Consider the following 14,232-nt stretch of genomic DNA (forward strand, 5'->3'; position numbering starts at 1 on the left):
CCCACAAAAAACCTAAAGTTTGCAGGAGAATTCTCCGCAAACTTTAGGTTTTTATCTACTTTTTAATCCAATATCAATCAATGTCTTTAAAGACTATAACGAATTACCTGCTAATCTAAGTTAACTTTTTATCTTAAACCGGCCAAACTTAATTTTTATCCCTTGATTGCAAAATTTCTCTTCATATTCTGTCATAATATTTCCTTGAAAATCACTCTGATGTAAGTCATCTGCGATATACAGTCCAATGAAGCCTTCCCCTTTAAAATACTCTAAGCTATCTATAAAAAGTCTTTCGTCATCCGTCTTAAACCAAATTTCTGATCCTTGCTTTAAAATGTTTTGATACTGTCTAAGCAGATTAGGGTGAGTTAACCTTCTTTTGTGATGTCTTCTGTTAGGCCAGGGATTGCAAAAGTTAATGTATAGTTTCTCAATTTCTCCCTGAGCAAAAATCCCCTCGATATTCTCAACATTTATTGGAATCAGCTTAAGATTCTTGAGTTGATTTTCATTAGCTCTTCTCAAGACATGAACCAACAGTTCGTAGTAGACATCAATAGCAATATAGTTAGTAGTTGTATTCGCACTTGCCAGTTCGTTAATAAACCGACCGCGACCACATCCCAATTCCAAATGGATTGGGTAATCATTACCAAATAAGCCTTTCCACTTTCCTTTATACTCCCAAGGGCTAAAAATGACATTCTGGTCGTTTTCCAATTCAGGCTTAGCCCAGGCTCTTTTTCTAAGTCGCATCTAAACTTTTCTCCTCTAAATACGAATAATTTCTAATGATTATTGATGTTACACTTCCGCAACCAAGGGGTCAGTTATTTTACCCACGGCAATGATGGGAAGATAAACAAATTGTAATTATTATAGTTGTGTCCCCCCTAAATATTTAACAGTTTTCGTATTCTTTATTATAAAAGGAACAAGCAAATAACTACTTGACGCCAAAATTATGACCTAAGAACCTCACTTTCTTATGATTAGTTTTGCTACTCAACTTTGCTTCATCATCTCTTCTTTAAGGAAGGTGTACTCACAAATGGCTAAAACATCAGTTTTTTTGCAAAAGTTCCCACATACTATTTTAGCTGTCCTCGGCGGATGTTTTGGCATCTTTATTTGTTTAAGTGATCTATTTCTTCCAACTTCATTGCGTTTGAATTTGTTTGTATTGCTCACTGTCATCCTTATTATAACAGGACTGTTCCTAGGTTTAATACTTAAAAAGCTATTTTTTAATGCCTACCGAGACACTCTTACCGGATTAGGAAACAGGGGTATGTTTTATCATAGCCTTAAGAAAGAAGTGAATCGAATAAAAGGTAATGGCTTATGCCTAGCGATGCTGGATCTGGATAATTTCAAACAAATAAACGATACCTATGGTCACATTGCCGGAGATATTGTACTTAAGCAACTGGCTAAATTATTAGAACAAAATATCCGCAAATCAGATACCGTGGTTAGATGGGGTGGTGAGGAGTTTGCAATACTAATGCCGAATACTAATCTGCCAGGGGCATACGCTTTATTGGAAAGAATAAGGACAATTATTGAAGCACATAACTTTGGCTCTGAGATAAACTCCAGACAAATTACCTTTAGCTCCGGTGTAGTCTCCTACTTAAATGTATCCAATCTATTGCAAACGAAGACCAATGAACTAAATCCCTTAGACCTTTTTGTTAACTTGGCTGACAAGGCTTTATATAAAGCTAAGGACTCAAAAAATACTGTCGTTACATGGAATGAGGAGCTTTGTGCGTAGATAATTCTTTATGTTAATAGAGGGACTTTTAATCAAATTTTAATTTTAAGCAAATTTCCCTTGAAGTTTTTCGGGTTAGAATTTAGACATACTCAATCCAAAAACCAAGGGGGAATTTATTATGACAACCTTAGAACAAGTAGAAAAGCTATGCGCAATGGCTAAAATCAGCTACGAAGAGGCTAAAGCAGCCTTAGATGCAACAAACGGCGATTTACTGGAAGCTATTATCTATCTGGAGAAACAAGGAAAGATAACCGCACCAACAGGAGAAGGTTTTTACAGTAGTGAAAAGAAACAGTATCATGATTATGATGCTCATCATGCTCATCATCACTGTCACGATGGAAAACACTTTATTTCTGGGCTAAAGAAAATCGGCGGCTTTTGCCTGAAAATGATCCGCAAGGGCAATACAAATTCTTTTGAAGTACTTAAGGGAGAGGAAATCAAAGCCTCTTTTCCAGTAATTGTACTTGCACTGCTTTTGGTCTTTGCCTTCTGGGTCACCATTCCACTGATAGTGATCGGATTATTCTTTGGTCTGCGTTATCGGTTTAACGGGCCTGATCTTAGGCATAACCCGGTCAATGACGCAATGAACAGTGCAGCTGATGCAGCAGAAAACCTCAAAAAGTCCATAGAAATTTAAGAAACTCCTTTATTCTGAACTCAAAGGATGCTGGCGAGAAGTCGTCTGCATCCTTTTCTTTTATGGATATTACTGCAAATCCGACGGCTGCCAATCGAAGCCTGCTCCTTGGCACTTGCATAAACAGTAAATAATAACTTACAATGTCTTATAGGAGTTGATATAGTTGATCAAGTTTTACAACCGGAAAAATAAATCCTACGAAATCGAGCAGGTGGCTGGAGAAAAGGTTTTAAACTGGACCTACTCTTCCCCACTGGGTATGAGTCTCTTAGAAGCTGTCATCAAGAAAAAAATGTGTTCAAGCCTCTATGGTTGGTATCTGGACAGAAGAATAAGCAAGAATAAAATAAATCCTTTTATTGAAAAGTTTAATATTGATATGTCTATTACCGAAAAAAATTCTCAGGATTATTTGTCCTTTAACGATTTCTTCTATCGAAAATTGAAGCCTACCGCACGTGAAGTCGATTCTGATCGGAATTCACTGGTTTCTTTGGGAGATGGGAAGCTTTTTGCCTATGAGAATATAGATTTAGAAAGACTTGTTCAGGTCAAGGGGCTCACCTACAGCCTTAAGGAGCTCATTAAAAACCCTCAAGTTGCTGAAAAATATCAGAAGGGCACCTGCTTGATTTTAAGGCTCTGCCCGACAGATTATCATCGTTATCATTTTATTGATAGTGGAACCTGTGAGGATACCAAGAAAATAAACGGAGCTTACTACTCAGTAAATCCGGTTGCTCTGCGAAAGGTTAAAAAACTCTTTTGTGAAAACAAAAGGGAATGGAGTACTTTCCATTCGGATCACTTTGGTGATGTCTTATATGTTGAAGTAGGGGCGACCTGTGTCGGATCAATCATTCAAACTTATATCCCTCATAAGCCCCTGAAGCGCGGAGATGAAAAGGGCTATTTCAAATTTGGCGGATCGACAGTGATTTTATTCTTCCAGCCTAATAAAGTAAAAATTGACGAAGACATAGTTGAACAAACAAAGCTCGGGTATGAAAGCTATGTGTTGCTTGGTGAAAGGATTGGCACAAAGATTTGATAGACTAAATCCCCTTAAGAAGTCCATAAGTCTACTTAAATAAGAGTTTCCAAAAGGGGCAGTCTTAATAGAATGATATTCTATTCAAGGCTGCTCTTTATCTTCTGCCAAATTACAAATTCATAAGTTTAGACTTTATCTTCGCTAAAACTTCAGCTTAGTTCTATCCTAATACAAAGAATTCAGATTGAAAGAATGGCAAATTATCTTGACAATAATTTGCAGATGTATTATTGTATTAAGAAGTTAATACAATAATACAGAGGTGATATTGATGCCCTGGGAATTAAAAAATGACAGACCTATTTATACCCAGCTAATTGAACAAATTGAGCTAATGATTTTTTCCGGTGTATACCCCCCGGGGTCTAAACTGCCTTCAGTACGGGATATGGCTCAAGAAGCAGCAGTAAATCCCAATACCATGCAAAGGGCTTTGGCGAAATTGGAGGACGATGGCCTCATCATTACTCACCGCACAAGCGGCCGATCGATTACGGAGGATGCACAGATGATTGAAAAGGCGAAAACTAAATTGGCTCAAGAGCAAATCTCGCACTTCTTAGAAAAAATGCAGTTGATGGGTTTCGAACAAAAGGAGATCTTAACTATTATCGATGACATGGTAAAGGAGATGAAGAAATGAGTGCAATTTTAGAATGCAGCGGCCTAACTAAACAATTTGGCAAGAAAGAAGCATTATCTGGGGTTAATATAAAGGTCGAACGCGGACAAATTGTTGGGCTTCTGGGACCAAACGGCAGCGGTAAAAGTACCCTCATCAAACTTGCCAATGAACTCCTAACCCCCACCAGTGGTACAATTCTTATTGGAGGCAAAAAACCGGGGGTAGATACTAAGAAAATCGTATCCTACCTTCCGGAAAGGACTTATTTGAATGATTGGATGCGTGTAAACCAACTCATTGAGATGTTCTCCGATTTCTATGAAAATTTTAACCCTGAGAAGGCTTACGATATGTTAAAAAGTCTTAAGATCAATCCTGATGACCGGCTAAAAACCATGTCCAAAGGTACGAAGGAAAAAGTACAGTTAATTCTGGTTATGAGCCGCGAAGCAGAACTTTATCTATTAGATGAACCTATAGGCGGAGTTGACCCGGCAGCCAGAGATTATATTCTTCAAACAATACTTCGCAATTACAATGAAAAAGCAACAGTGGTTATCTCTACCCACCTGATTTCAGATATCGAGAATATCTTGGATTATGTGATTTTTATAAATCAAGGGCAAGTAGTTTTGACCTCTTCTGTAGATGATATTCGAGATGAAAAAGGAAAATCTGTGGACAGTTTATTCAGGGAGGTGTTCAAATGTTAGGCAAGCTTATGAAGTATGAAATTAAGGCCACAGGAAGAATATTCTTCCCCCTATTTCTTGCTCTGCTAATTTTTGCAACTATCACCAGGTTGCTATCCTCAATCGGCCCAGAGGCATGGGATACCCCCGCAGTGATAAGCATGGTCATCTATGGCATTATCATGGTAGGAATGTTTGTAATGACCCTTCTCATGATGATTCAGCGTTTTTATAAAAATCTGCTTTCTGATGAAGGCTATTTAATGCTTACACTACCTGTAAAGCCCTGGCAGCACATTGTCAGTAAACTTCTGGTGTCAATGCTGTGGATAGTAGCCAGTATATTTACGGCCTTTATTTCGAGTTTGGTTATCGCTCTTAAAAAAGGAGATCTCACAAAAGGTATCACAGAGTTTACGGCACTTTATCACCGTGCTGTTCAAGAATTGGGTTCATCCGTCTATATTTGGTCTTTCGAGATTATTATAATGCTTCTTATTAGCTTAGCTTCAGGTATTTTAGTTATCTATGCCTCAATCGCTCTCGGACACCTCTTCAATCGACATAAAATGTTGGCTACATTTGGAGCTTTCATTGTCCTGAGTACCCTTACCCAGATCTTTTTCACATTCCTCGGCATGGTTCCAGGAGCCACTTATTTATCCAATCTTCATATCTCAGCCAATGATATCCTAGGCATGCAACGAATCGCTCATCTGGCAATGGTTGGTGGAATCATTTTCAACGCTCTTCTCTGCTCAGCCTACCTTGCTATAACCAATTTCATTTTAAGTAAACGACTTAATTTGGAATAGTCTAGACTCTGCATCCCTGAACTTATGTTGAACCCAAAGAATTGGGAATTAGACCTTAAATTAACTAATATCCTATCCCTATATGAAAATGGTCAGGATTTTTTCAACAATCATCCTGACCATTTTCTTTTTATTAATAGCTGTCGGTTACATTGATCACAGACTGGCTCTTCTTGCAATATTTCCTTGTTAATGAATGTCAAATTGGTGAATACTACATTTACTTAAATTTTGACTTATTGATGAAACATAACTTAACTACTACCCAAAAGAGAGGTGCTATTATGAAATACTATAATGATTTAGAAAGTGAATCCCATCTACAAAAGAAAGCCGCTGATGTTTTAGCAGGTACAAAATTCGATGATCTTTTTCCATCAGAATTTATGAAACAGTATACGGAATTTAAATCAATCGAAGAATTATTAGCCTCCGGTGGATTTGTGATTAATTCTGAAGAAGATTATGATTCTATTCCTGATAAGGAAATTGATGCCCATATAGCCAAGACTACTCAATTTAAATCTTGGAGAGAAATGCTTACTAATGCCATACAAGCTGCAGCTCTAATAAAAATCAGTAATTAATCACTCTCGAAGTTGCTCCAACATTTCAATATGCTTAGCTTTATTTTCAATAATATCTGTTAGTATTCGATAAGTATTGGTGCGAACATCATCACCGGTTTTGACAAATCGCCCCTGAATATCTAGAAATAAGGAATAAACAGCTTTCTCCATTTCCAGAGAAAAGTTCAGCAACTCTCGTGCATTCCTAACATTTTCAGTATTAATACGATTATTAAAGTCATTAATCAAGAAAGAAATCTTGTCATAAATTGAAAAATCTATTTCTTCAAAATCCCTATCATTGACTAAGTTTAATAATGTTTCGTAATACTCTATTGTCTTGTTAACCTCTTTGTTTAAAACCTTCGTTAATATTTTAATTGATAAGATATCCCCCTTGTCCTGGCCTATCTTTTGATAAACAACTCTTCGGCGAACTGCAATATTCACTGCTTTTTCAATGATGTCTGCTACGTTGTATGCCATAATTTAACTCATCCACCTTATGTTTATCGTCAGGACAAATATTTCTCCCTGATCTCAATAAATCTTGCTTCTTTTCTAAGAAAAGCATCCACAATATCCGGGTCAAAATGTGTTCCTCTGCTCTCCAGAATAATCTCTCTCGCTTCATCATGGGTAAAGGCATTTTTATAGACTCTCTTACTTATCAAGGCATCATACACATCACTGACTGCCATTAGTCTACCTGAAATCGGAATTTCCACTCCGGCTAAGCCCCTGGGATATCCAGATCCATCCCATTTTTCATGGTGTGTTAGCGCAATTTCTTTGGCTAGGGTCAGGAAGGAATCCTCACCTAATTCTTTAATTCCAACCATTAGTGACTCCCCCCCATAAATTGTGTGTTTCTTCATCTCTTCGAATTCTTCCTCGGTTAAACGTCCCGGTTTCAAGAGAATGCTGTCCCGAACACCCACTTTACCAATGTCATGTAAGGGGGCTGATTGATATAAGAGTTCAATATAGTCGTTGGTTAGAATCCCTTGATATTTGTCGATACCCTGCAGTTCTAAGGCCAATTCTTTGATGTATCCTTGAGTTCTTTTGATATGTTCCCCAGTTTCCGGATCCCTAGTCTCTGCTACTGCAGCAAGACAGTATATAGCGGCAGAGTTTGTTCTTTCGAGGAGTTTCGTTCTTTCCTTAACCTTTTCTTCTAAATACTGATTCTGATTTTCCAGCAGCAATCGGGCCTCTTCAATTTTTAGTTGGGTTCTAACTCGTGCTTTTACTTCCACAATTTCAAAGGGCTTAGTTACATAATCTACCGCCCCTAATAAAAATCCTTTGGTCTTTGAATCACTATCGGTAATTGCTGAGAGCAAAATGACAGGTATATTCTCCAAGTCAGCGGACCTCTTAATTGTCCTTAATACTTCATACCCATCCATCTCAGGCATCATAATATCGAGGAGAATTAAATCCGGTTTCTGCCCTTCTAGGAGTTCCACAGCCTCTACCCCGTTAATGGCAATAATCAATTCATAATCCTCTTGGAGTGCTTCAACCAGAATATCAATATTCATTTCCGTATCATCAACTATCATGATAGTCTTTTGTTTACTCATGACTCTGCTCCTTTATCAGGTTCAGTAATTCTTGAACCATAACCTTAGCCTCTTTATAGCGGTAGCGATTGACCAGTTTTTTTATCTCATTTATTTGTGTAATAAAGGGCAATTCTTGAGGATTAGAACCAAGCTCACTCATGATATCTTTTACTTCTTTAGCACGAGCTTTTTCCAAAGCCTCGGCCAGTTTAGATAAGGCATCATCAAGATCACAATGGGAACTTAGCCGATTTTTCTTGGGATCCTTGACCGAAATGATTCCGTTAATAGTCTCAATTAGTTCTAAGTTTAATTCGGAAAGTTCGTCAAGCTTTTGCGCCAAATCCTGTTCCTTGTAGGATTCATAGTCTTCTTCTAACTGAATGATAAAAGTGCTGAGCTTAATTGCCCCTATATTTCCGCTGACACTCTTAAGACTGTGAATCAATCGCTTAGCATCTTCATATTGATGATTTATCATCATTGCCCTAAGATCTTCGGCTAGGTGGCTGTAGCTATCCGAGTATTTCTTTAATAAGCCGGAATAGAATTCCTGTTTATTACCCAATCGACTAAGGGTTCTTTCATAATCTAATATTTCCATCCTTTGAGGAGCATGGGTTCCAAAGCTTTTGCTATTCTTACTTACCAGCCACTTTTCAAGGGTCTCAAACAATAGTATTGGATCGATAGGCTTGGAAATGTAATCATTCATTCCTGCTTCAATGCTTTTTTCCCGATCCCCTCTAAGGGCATTGGCCGTCATAGCTATAATAGGTAATTCCTCGCTTGAATAGCTTTCCCTTAGAATCTCTGTAGCTCTATATCCATCCATAATAGGCATTTGCACATCCATTAGCAAAGCATCATATCTATTCCCATGTACATATTTAATAGCTTCCTGACCATTATCGGCAATGCTGACATGGATACCTGCTTGTTCTAAAATATCCTTCGCAACTAGTTGATTAATTTCGTTATCTTCAACTAGCAATAAGCGTTTGCCCGCCAGCTTCTGTCGATGCTTTAATTGAACTTCTTCGTTTCGTATCCTATTCGCCTGACTCCACGCTCTCCCTTTTAAAGCATTCATGACTGCATCAAACATTAAGGATTGGTTAATAGGCTTTACCAAGAAATATTTGATTCCCAATTGATTTGCTTGAGCATAATAGCTTTCTCTTCCGGCGGCACTTACAAAAATTGTTTTTGGCAAAGTGATTTCGGTATTTGCTACTAACCTCTTATACATCTCTATTCCCGACAAATCAGGCAGATTATAATCTAATACAAGCAAATCAAAGTCTTTTTGATGCATCAGTTCAATGGCTTCAAAGGGATTATTTAGGGCTGTGACCTCTAAGGAGAAAGAGCAAAGCATTCTTTCAAGGATTACCAAGGACGTTTTATTATGATCGACGACCAGCACTTTTTTTCCTCGTAAATCCGGATAGTCTGCAAAGTTTGGTTTTATTAGAGCCGAGTCCTTCTCAAATTGGAGAAGAACTTCAAAGCTGGTACCTTCTCCATAGACACTTTCGACCCAAATATCCCCCTTCATTAGTTCGACTAATTGTTTTGAAATAGTTAAACCAAGCCCAGTCCCACCATACTTTCTGGTTGTTGAACCATCTGCTTGGGTAAATGCTGTGAATAATTTTCCTATGTGCTCCTCTTTAATTCCAATCCCTGTATCGGTTACCCTAAAATGCAGCTTAACTTTGTCTTCGGTTTCTTCGAAAACTCTTACGGAAACATTGACCTCTCCCTGATCAGTAAATTTTATAGCGTTAGTGATTAAGTTTGACAAAATCTGTTCTAAGCGAAGTGGGTCACCAATCAACTCATCCGGTACTGCTTCTCCTCGGTCAAAATTTATGTCAATCCCTTTATTGGTTGCAGAAATTGTATATAGATTTGATATATTCTCCAGAACTTTATCTAAATTAAACTGAATCATTTCTATTTCTAGTTTCCCGGCCTCAATTTTTGAGAAATCTAAAATATCATTGATGATTCGTAGCAATGCTTTTGAAGCTTCTTCAGTTTTTAAAACATAACTTTTCTGAGTGTCCTTTAAATCCGATTGTCTTAATAAATGGGTCAGCCCCATAATAGCATTCATGGGTGTTCTAATTTCATGACTCATATTGGCAAGGAACTGACTTTTTGCCTGACTAGCTTCTTCCGCTTCTTCCATGGCAGCCTTTAGCTCTACTTCTATCCTTTTTCTTTCCGTGATATTTTGCAGCACTCCTATGAACCTTTGTACGTTCCCCAACCCATCTCGTTCAATGACTTGTCCTATAAATGAAAACCAGATATTCGGATCTTCTTTTAATCGCACCTCAGTATAAAAGTCTTCGCCTATCATTGGTAAGTTCTCTTCCCGAAACGGGGTAAAATTGGAAAGATCTTTATCATAAACATAATCCTCTAATTGTCCTTTAAACTGAACCCAATCACTCTCTTTGATGAGGCCTTGCTGATACCCAGGTGCATTAATTAAGTTTAGAAAAATTCCATTAACCACCAAAACATTATTGTTGCAATTTGAATCATAGAGCCCTATATGTGAGGCTTCCATGGCAATTCTAAATCTATCTTCTGAAACAGCTAAATTATTAGTGACCTCCGTTAAAGCTATAGTGCGGTCTTTTACCCGACACTCTAGTTCCACATTCAACCGTATTAACTCAGCTTCAGCACGCTGTCGTTCTTTAATCTCGTTGTTAAGGGCCTGAACATTTTTACGAATATTACTAGCCATTTCATCAATGGTATTGGCAAGAATCCCGATCTCATCTTTACTGGCTTTTAGATCATAGGGGATTTCGATAAGATTAGTACCATCAGAGTGCTGGATAATTTCGACCATACGAGTCAAGGGTTTTGTCATTACTGTTGTCATTTTATTAGCCGCAATGAAGATAAAGAGACAGGCTACCATTGCGCCTGCGATAATTAAGAATAATAAAAATCTCATTGCCTCCAAGGATTCACTGTGTTCTATTCCAATTGCTAAATATAAACCCTCAGAATTAGGTATTTTAGCGTAAATAAGATAATTGACTCTATCTTCTTGGGTAATTTTCAATTCTCCTGAAGAGTGTAAAGTTACTAGATCTGTAAAGTTTTCAATAGATGGCGAAGGTTTTTCTAAATTAGGATTAATAATAGCTTTGCCGTTTGAGTCAAGTATCCACATTTCAGTGAATTTGCTCATTTTCTCTTCAACAAATGATCCCATTAATCTTTTGATGGGAATATTAATAATCATTGATCCCTTAAGATTACCATCGTCATCCATTACCTTTGTACCAATATACGTAACATATTCTGCGTCATTTTCATCATAAATGGGTTTAGAGACCAAGGTCAATTGATCTCCGGCTAACAATTGCTTTGCAAAATCGGCATCTTTAATATTATCAGGATTATGGGCATACTCTTCCCCAGTTACCCATCTGTACTTCATAGCAGACCATAAATCTTTTCGATTCATTTGCTGATCAATTTCTTTTTTAACACTTGGATATTGACCTTTTTTGAAGGTTTCTGTACTAGCAAGCTGCTCTAACATATTTGCTTGGTTATTAAACCGTTCGCCAAGATATTGGGCTTCCCCATCAACAACCTGTAACCCGATATGACTTATCAGGGGTTTAATGATGTTGTCTACTTGATAATATAAAAAAGTACATATTAAAACTAGAACAATAAACATTAGCATTGTATAGGTAGCTCTCAATTTGTGTTTAAAAGATTTATTGACAAAATTCCTTTTCAAAAACTGACATCTCTTTTCTTTCCTTAAGTTTCCTTATCTTTTCGACAAATAAAGAATTTATTCCTGCTAATTATCAGAATCTAACCTCATCTAGAATAACTGTACCAATGTCAAGACAGTCTTAGAGGGGTATTCCAAACTTATCGCTGAATTCCCAAAAATCGAAGAAATTATTCGTGACGAAGCATTGCCTGCAAATTTATAAAAAATGCAGATTAAAGATTAGGACCGGCACTAGTGTTGTTTCATAAAATGTATTTAGCTTACTTAGGTCTATAAATGTAATACTTCAAGCTCTGAAAAACTCTGTTATTTAACAAACAAGATGGTTAAGCACATTTGCTTAACCATCTTGTTTGTAGCTTCTGATTAACTTAGTCTCCATCGTGTTAGAAGAGAGACCCACCTTATTAATCCTCAAGTCCTGCAAAATCTAAAGTTGCAAAAAGATCCTCAAGGGTCTCCGCCCGTCGAATCAGTTCGACACTGCCATCTTCCTTGAGAAGCAACTCCGCAGAGCGAAGTTTACCATTATAGTTAAATCCCATGGCATGACCATGTGCACCTGCATCGTGAATAACTACAATATCATCAACATCCATTCTGGGCAAGGCTCTATCTATGGCAAATTTGTCGTTGTTCTCACAAAGTCCTCCAGTTACATCGTAAATATAGTCACAGGGCCAATCCTCTTTTCCCATAACGGTTATATGATGATAAGCGCCATAGAGAGCAGGTCGCATTAAGTTTGCCATACAGGCATCTACGCCTACATAGTTTTTGTAGATTTCTTTCTTATGCAATACCTTTGTTACTAAATAACCATAAGGGCCCAAGATCATCCGTCCGCTTTCCATAGCGATCTTTAAAGGATCTAATCCTTTTTCAACAATAAATTTGTCATAAGCCTTTTTAATCCCTTGACTTACAATATCCAGGTTTACGGGTTCTTGCTCTGGACGATAAGGGATTCCAATACCCCCGCCTAAATTTACAAATTCTATTCTAATCCCTAACTTCTCGTATATTTCTCCAATAAGCTTAAACATCATTGTGGCAGTCTCAATAAAATACTTAGCATCCAGTTCGTTAGATATAATCATCGTATGGATCCCAAAGCGTTCTACCCCTTTTTCTTGGGCAATACGATATGCTTCAAAAATTTGATCCTTGGTTAAGCCATATTTAGCATCAGCAGGCTTCCCTATAATCGCATTTCCACCGTCCCGAAGTCGACCGGGATTATAGCGAAATGATAAGATCTTTGGCAGGCCCACATTTTTGTCTAAGTAATCAATATGAGAGAAATCATCGAGATTTATGATTGCACCTAGTTCCAGGGCCTTATTATACTCGTTCAAAGGAGTATTATTGGATGTAAACATAATATTTTCGTCAAAAATTCTCGCCTTTTCTGCTAAAATAAGCTCTGCCAAGGAACTGCAATCCGCTCCAAACCCTTCCTCCCTTAAAACTTTAAGGATATAAGGGTTGGGTGTTGCTTTAACTGCAAAGTATTCTTTGAACTCTGGAGCCCAGCTGAAGGCATCTATCAATTTACGGGCATTTTCCCGAATGGCCCCTTCGTCATAAATATGAAACGGGGAACCGTATTCTTCAATGATTGATTCTAACTGTTGCGTGTTAAAAGGTAAGCTTTTCTCTGCCACTAATGTTCTCCTCCTACTTCAATGTATGCCCAAAATAAAAAACAGTTGTTCATGAGCGCAGGCGAATCCATAGATATTCTTGAGATACTTTTATTATAGCATTTAGTAGATCCGTGAGAATATTCACCTCAGAAATAATTCCTAAATAACTTCTTAAACATTAATTATAAGGTGTCAATCGTCAAATTGTAAAGCCCAAGAAAACCCCCTCGAGAACATTAGCACCTTAAATAAGCAAAAACCATTAACAATAAAGACATTTCCTCAAGTTGACTGCTCTTTTTTAGCTAAATATTTCTTCAGCCCGGCATTTCGCAACTTACACGCAGGACAATCGCCACACCCTTCTCCCATAATACCGTTATAACAAGTTAATGTATTTTCCTGTACGTATTCTAGGTGTCCTAATTGATCAGCCAATTCCCAAGTCTCAGCCTTATCAATCCACATCAACGGCGTATCTATGACAAAGGAATAATCCATTGCTAAATTTAATGTAACATTTAAAGACTTTATAAAAATATCACGACAATCCGGGTAACCACTAAAGTCTGTCTCACAAACGCCTGTAACAATATGTTTAATACCTTTTTGCTTTGCCACAACCGCAGCAAATGAAAGGAACAATAAATTGCGTCCGTCCACAAATGTGGTAGGTGGCTGCCCTTCTTCGCCGGTCTTAATTTCCAGCTCAGTTCTGGTTAGTGCATTGGGAGCCAACTGGTTAAGTAAACTCATATCAATTACCATATGCGGTATATTAAACTCTTCAGCTATTTTCCTTGCACAATCAATTTCACTCTTATGTCTTTGATTATAGTTAAAGGTGACTGCTTCCACTCTTTCAAAAGTTTTCATTGCCCAAAAAAGGCAAGTAGTGCTATCTTGTCCGCCACTGAATACGACCAGTGCTGACTGATTCATCAGATTCCCCTCCATGCTAACCTAAATTATTATTCTTAATTCTACCGGCATCAGTAGAGATTCTATCCTTATTGTCAATAA

General features: G+C 37.6%; 13 protein-coding genes. 7 read left to right on the forward strand and 6 right to left on the reverse strand.

The window, feature by feature from the left end; genetic code table 11:
- Nucleotides 1-120: 120 nt before the first annotated feature.
- A complete protein-coding gene (gene trmB, locus DESMER_RS17055; protein WP_014904306.1) occupies nucleotides 121-759 on the reverse strand; it encodes a tRNA (guanosine(46)-N7)-methyltransferase TrmB in 639 nt (212 codons plus the stop codon).
- 295 nt (nucleotides 760-1,054) lie between these two features.
- On the opposite strand from trmB, the gene DESMER_RS17060 reads away from it, so the two are divergent.
- The 7 genes from DESMER_RS17060 to DESMER_RS17090 all read left to right on the forward strand — a co-directional run bounded on the left by DESMER_RS17060 (nucleotide 1,055) and on the right by DESMER_RS17090 (nucleotide 6,211).
- Nucleotides 1,055-1,783, forward strand: coding sequence for a GGDEF domain-containing protein (locus DESMER_RS17060; protein WP_014904307.1), 729 nt, complete (start codon nucleotides 1,055-1,057; stop codon nucleotides 1,781-1,783).
- A gap of 121 nt (nucleotides 1,784-1,904) precedes the next feature.
- Nucleotides 1,905-2,435: a UBA domain-containing protein gene (locus tag DESMER_RS17065; RefSeq protein WP_014904308.1), complete on the forward strand. Its 531-nt coding sequence runs from the start codon at nucleotides 1,905-1,907 to the stop codon at nucleotides 2,433-2,435.
- A 166-nt stretch (nucleotides 2,436-2,601) separates the two neighbouring features.
- Nucleotides 2,602-3,489 carry a phosphatidylserine decarboxylase gene (locus tag DESMER_RS17070; protein ID WP_014904309.1) on the forward strand — a complete coding sequence of 296 codons (888 nt, stop codon included), beginning with the start codon at nucleotides 2,602-2,604 and terminating at the stop codon, nucleotides 3,487-3,489.
- A 274-nt stretch (nucleotides 3,490-3,763) separates the two neighbouring features.
- Nucleotides 3,764-4,135 (forward strand): GntR family transcriptional regulator, encoded by a 372-nt coding sequence (locus DESMER_RS17075; protein ID WP_014904310.1) that lies wholly within the window; start codon nucleotides 3,764-3,766, stop codon nucleotides 4,133-4,135.
- A complete protein-coding gene (locus DESMER_RS17080) occupies nucleotides 4,132-4,830 on the forward strand; it encodes an ABC transporter ATP-binding protein (RefSeq protein WP_014904311.1) in 699 nt (232 codons plus the stop codon). Before DESMER_RS17075 ends, DESMER_RS17080 begins: the two co-directional genes overlap by 4 nt.
- A complete protein-coding gene (locus DESMER_RS17085; protein ID WP_014904312.1) occupies nucleotides 4,824-5,624 on the forward strand; it encodes a membrane protein in 801 nt (266 codons plus the stop codon). The genes DESMER_RS17080 and DESMER_RS17085 overlap by 7 nt, the downstream gene beginning before the upstream one ends.
- Before the next feature lie 284 nt (nucleotides 5,625-5,908).
- Nucleotides 5,909-6,211, forward strand: a complete 303-nt coding sequence (locus DESMER_RS17090; protein WP_014904313.1) for a hypothetical protein — start codon at nucleotides 5,909-5,911, stop codon at nucleotides 6,209-6,211.
- On the opposite strand, the gene DESMER_RS17095 is transcribed toward DESMER_RS17090, so the two are convergent.
- The 5 genes from DESMER_RS17095 to queC all read right to left on the reverse strand — a co-directional run bounded on the left by DESMER_RS17095 (nucleotide 6,212) and on the right by queC (nucleotide 14,166).
- Nucleotides 6,212-6,679, reverse strand: a complete 468-nt coding sequence (locus DESMER_RS17095) for a hypothetical protein (protein WP_014904314.1) — start codon at nucleotides 6,677-6,679, stop codon at nucleotides 6,212-6,214.
- 29 nt (nucleotides 6,680-6,708) lie between these two features.
- Nucleotides 6,709-7,785 carry an HD-GYP domain-containing protein gene (locus DESMER_RS17100; protein ID WP_014904315.1) on the reverse strand — a complete coding sequence of 359 codons (1,077 nt, stop codon included), beginning with the start codon at nucleotides 7,783-7,785 and terminating at the stop codon, nucleotides 6,709-6,711.
- Nucleotides 7,778-11,557 (reverse strand): response regulator, encoded by a 3,780-nt coding sequence (locus DESMER_RS17105; protein ID WP_014904316.1) that lies wholly within the window; start codon nucleotides 11,555-11,557, stop codon nucleotides 7,778-7,780. The genes DESMER_RS17100 and DESMER_RS17105 overlap by 8 nt, the downstream gene beginning before the upstream one ends.
- 410 nt (nucleotides 11,558-11,967) lie before the next feature.
- Entirely contained in the window at nucleotides 11,968-13,227 is a 1,260-nt protein-coding gene (gene lysA / locus DESMER_RS17110) for a diaminopimelate decarboxylase (RefSeq protein ID WP_014904317.1), read from the reverse strand.
- Nucleotides 13,228-13,491: 264 nt separating this feature from the next.
- Complete coding sequence (queC, locus tag DESMER_RS17115; protein WP_345787930.1) at nucleotides 13,492-14,166, reverse strand: 7-cyano-7-deazaguanine synthase QueC; 675 nt, start codon at nucleotides 14,164-14,166, stop codon at nucleotides 13,492-13,494.
- Nucleotides 14,167-14,232: the final 66 nt, after the last annotated feature.

It is taken from the genome of Desulfosporosinus meridiei DSM 13257 (genome assembly GCF_000231385.2).
GTDB classification, from domain to species: domain Bacteria; phylum Bacillota; class Desulfitobacteriia; order Desulfitobacteriales; family Desulfitobacteriaceae; genus Desulfosporosinus; species Desulfosporosinus meridiei.

Bases quoted from the DNA above. Each gene is read 5' to 3' on its own strand.
- trmB (WP_014904306.1), bottom strand. From the start codon at position 759: ATGCGACTTAGAAAAAGAGCCTGGGCTAAGCCTGAATTGGAAAACGAC.
- DESMER_RS17060 (WP_014904307.1), top strand. From the start codon at position 1,055: ATGGCTAAAACATCAGTTTTTTTGCAAAAGTTCCCACATACTATTTTA.
- DESMER_RS17065 (WP_014904308.1), top strand. From the start codon at position 1,905: ATGACAACCTTAGAACAAGTAGAAAAGCTATGCGCAATGGCTAAAATC.
- DESMER_RS17075 (WP_014904310.1), top strand. From the start codon at position 3,764: ATGCCCTGGGAATTAAAAAATGACAGACCTATTTATACCCAGCTAATT.
- DESMER_RS17080 (WP_014904311.1), top strand. From the start codon at position 4,132: ATGAGTGCAATTTTAGAATGCAGCGGCCTAACTAAACAATTTGGCAAG.
- DESMER_RS17085 (WP_014904312.1), top strand. From the start codon at position 4,824: ATGTTAGGCAAGCTTATGAAGTATGAAATTAAGGCCACAGGAAGAATA.
- DESMER_RS17090 (WP_014904313.1), top strand. From the start codon at position 5,909: ATGAAATACTATAATGATTTAGAAAGTGAATCCCATCTACAAAAGAAA.
- DESMER_RS17095 (WP_014904314.1), bottom strand. From the start codon at position 6,679: ATGGCATACAACGTAGCAGACATCATTGAAAAAGCAGTGAATATTGCA.
- DESMER_RS17100 (WP_014904315.1), bottom strand. From the start codon at position 7,785: ATGAGTAAACAAAAGACTATCATGATAGTTGATGATACGGAAATGAAT.
- queC (WP_345787930.1), bottom strand. From the start codon at position 14,166: ATGGAGGGGAATCTGATGAATCAGTCAGCACTGGTCGTATTCAGTGGC.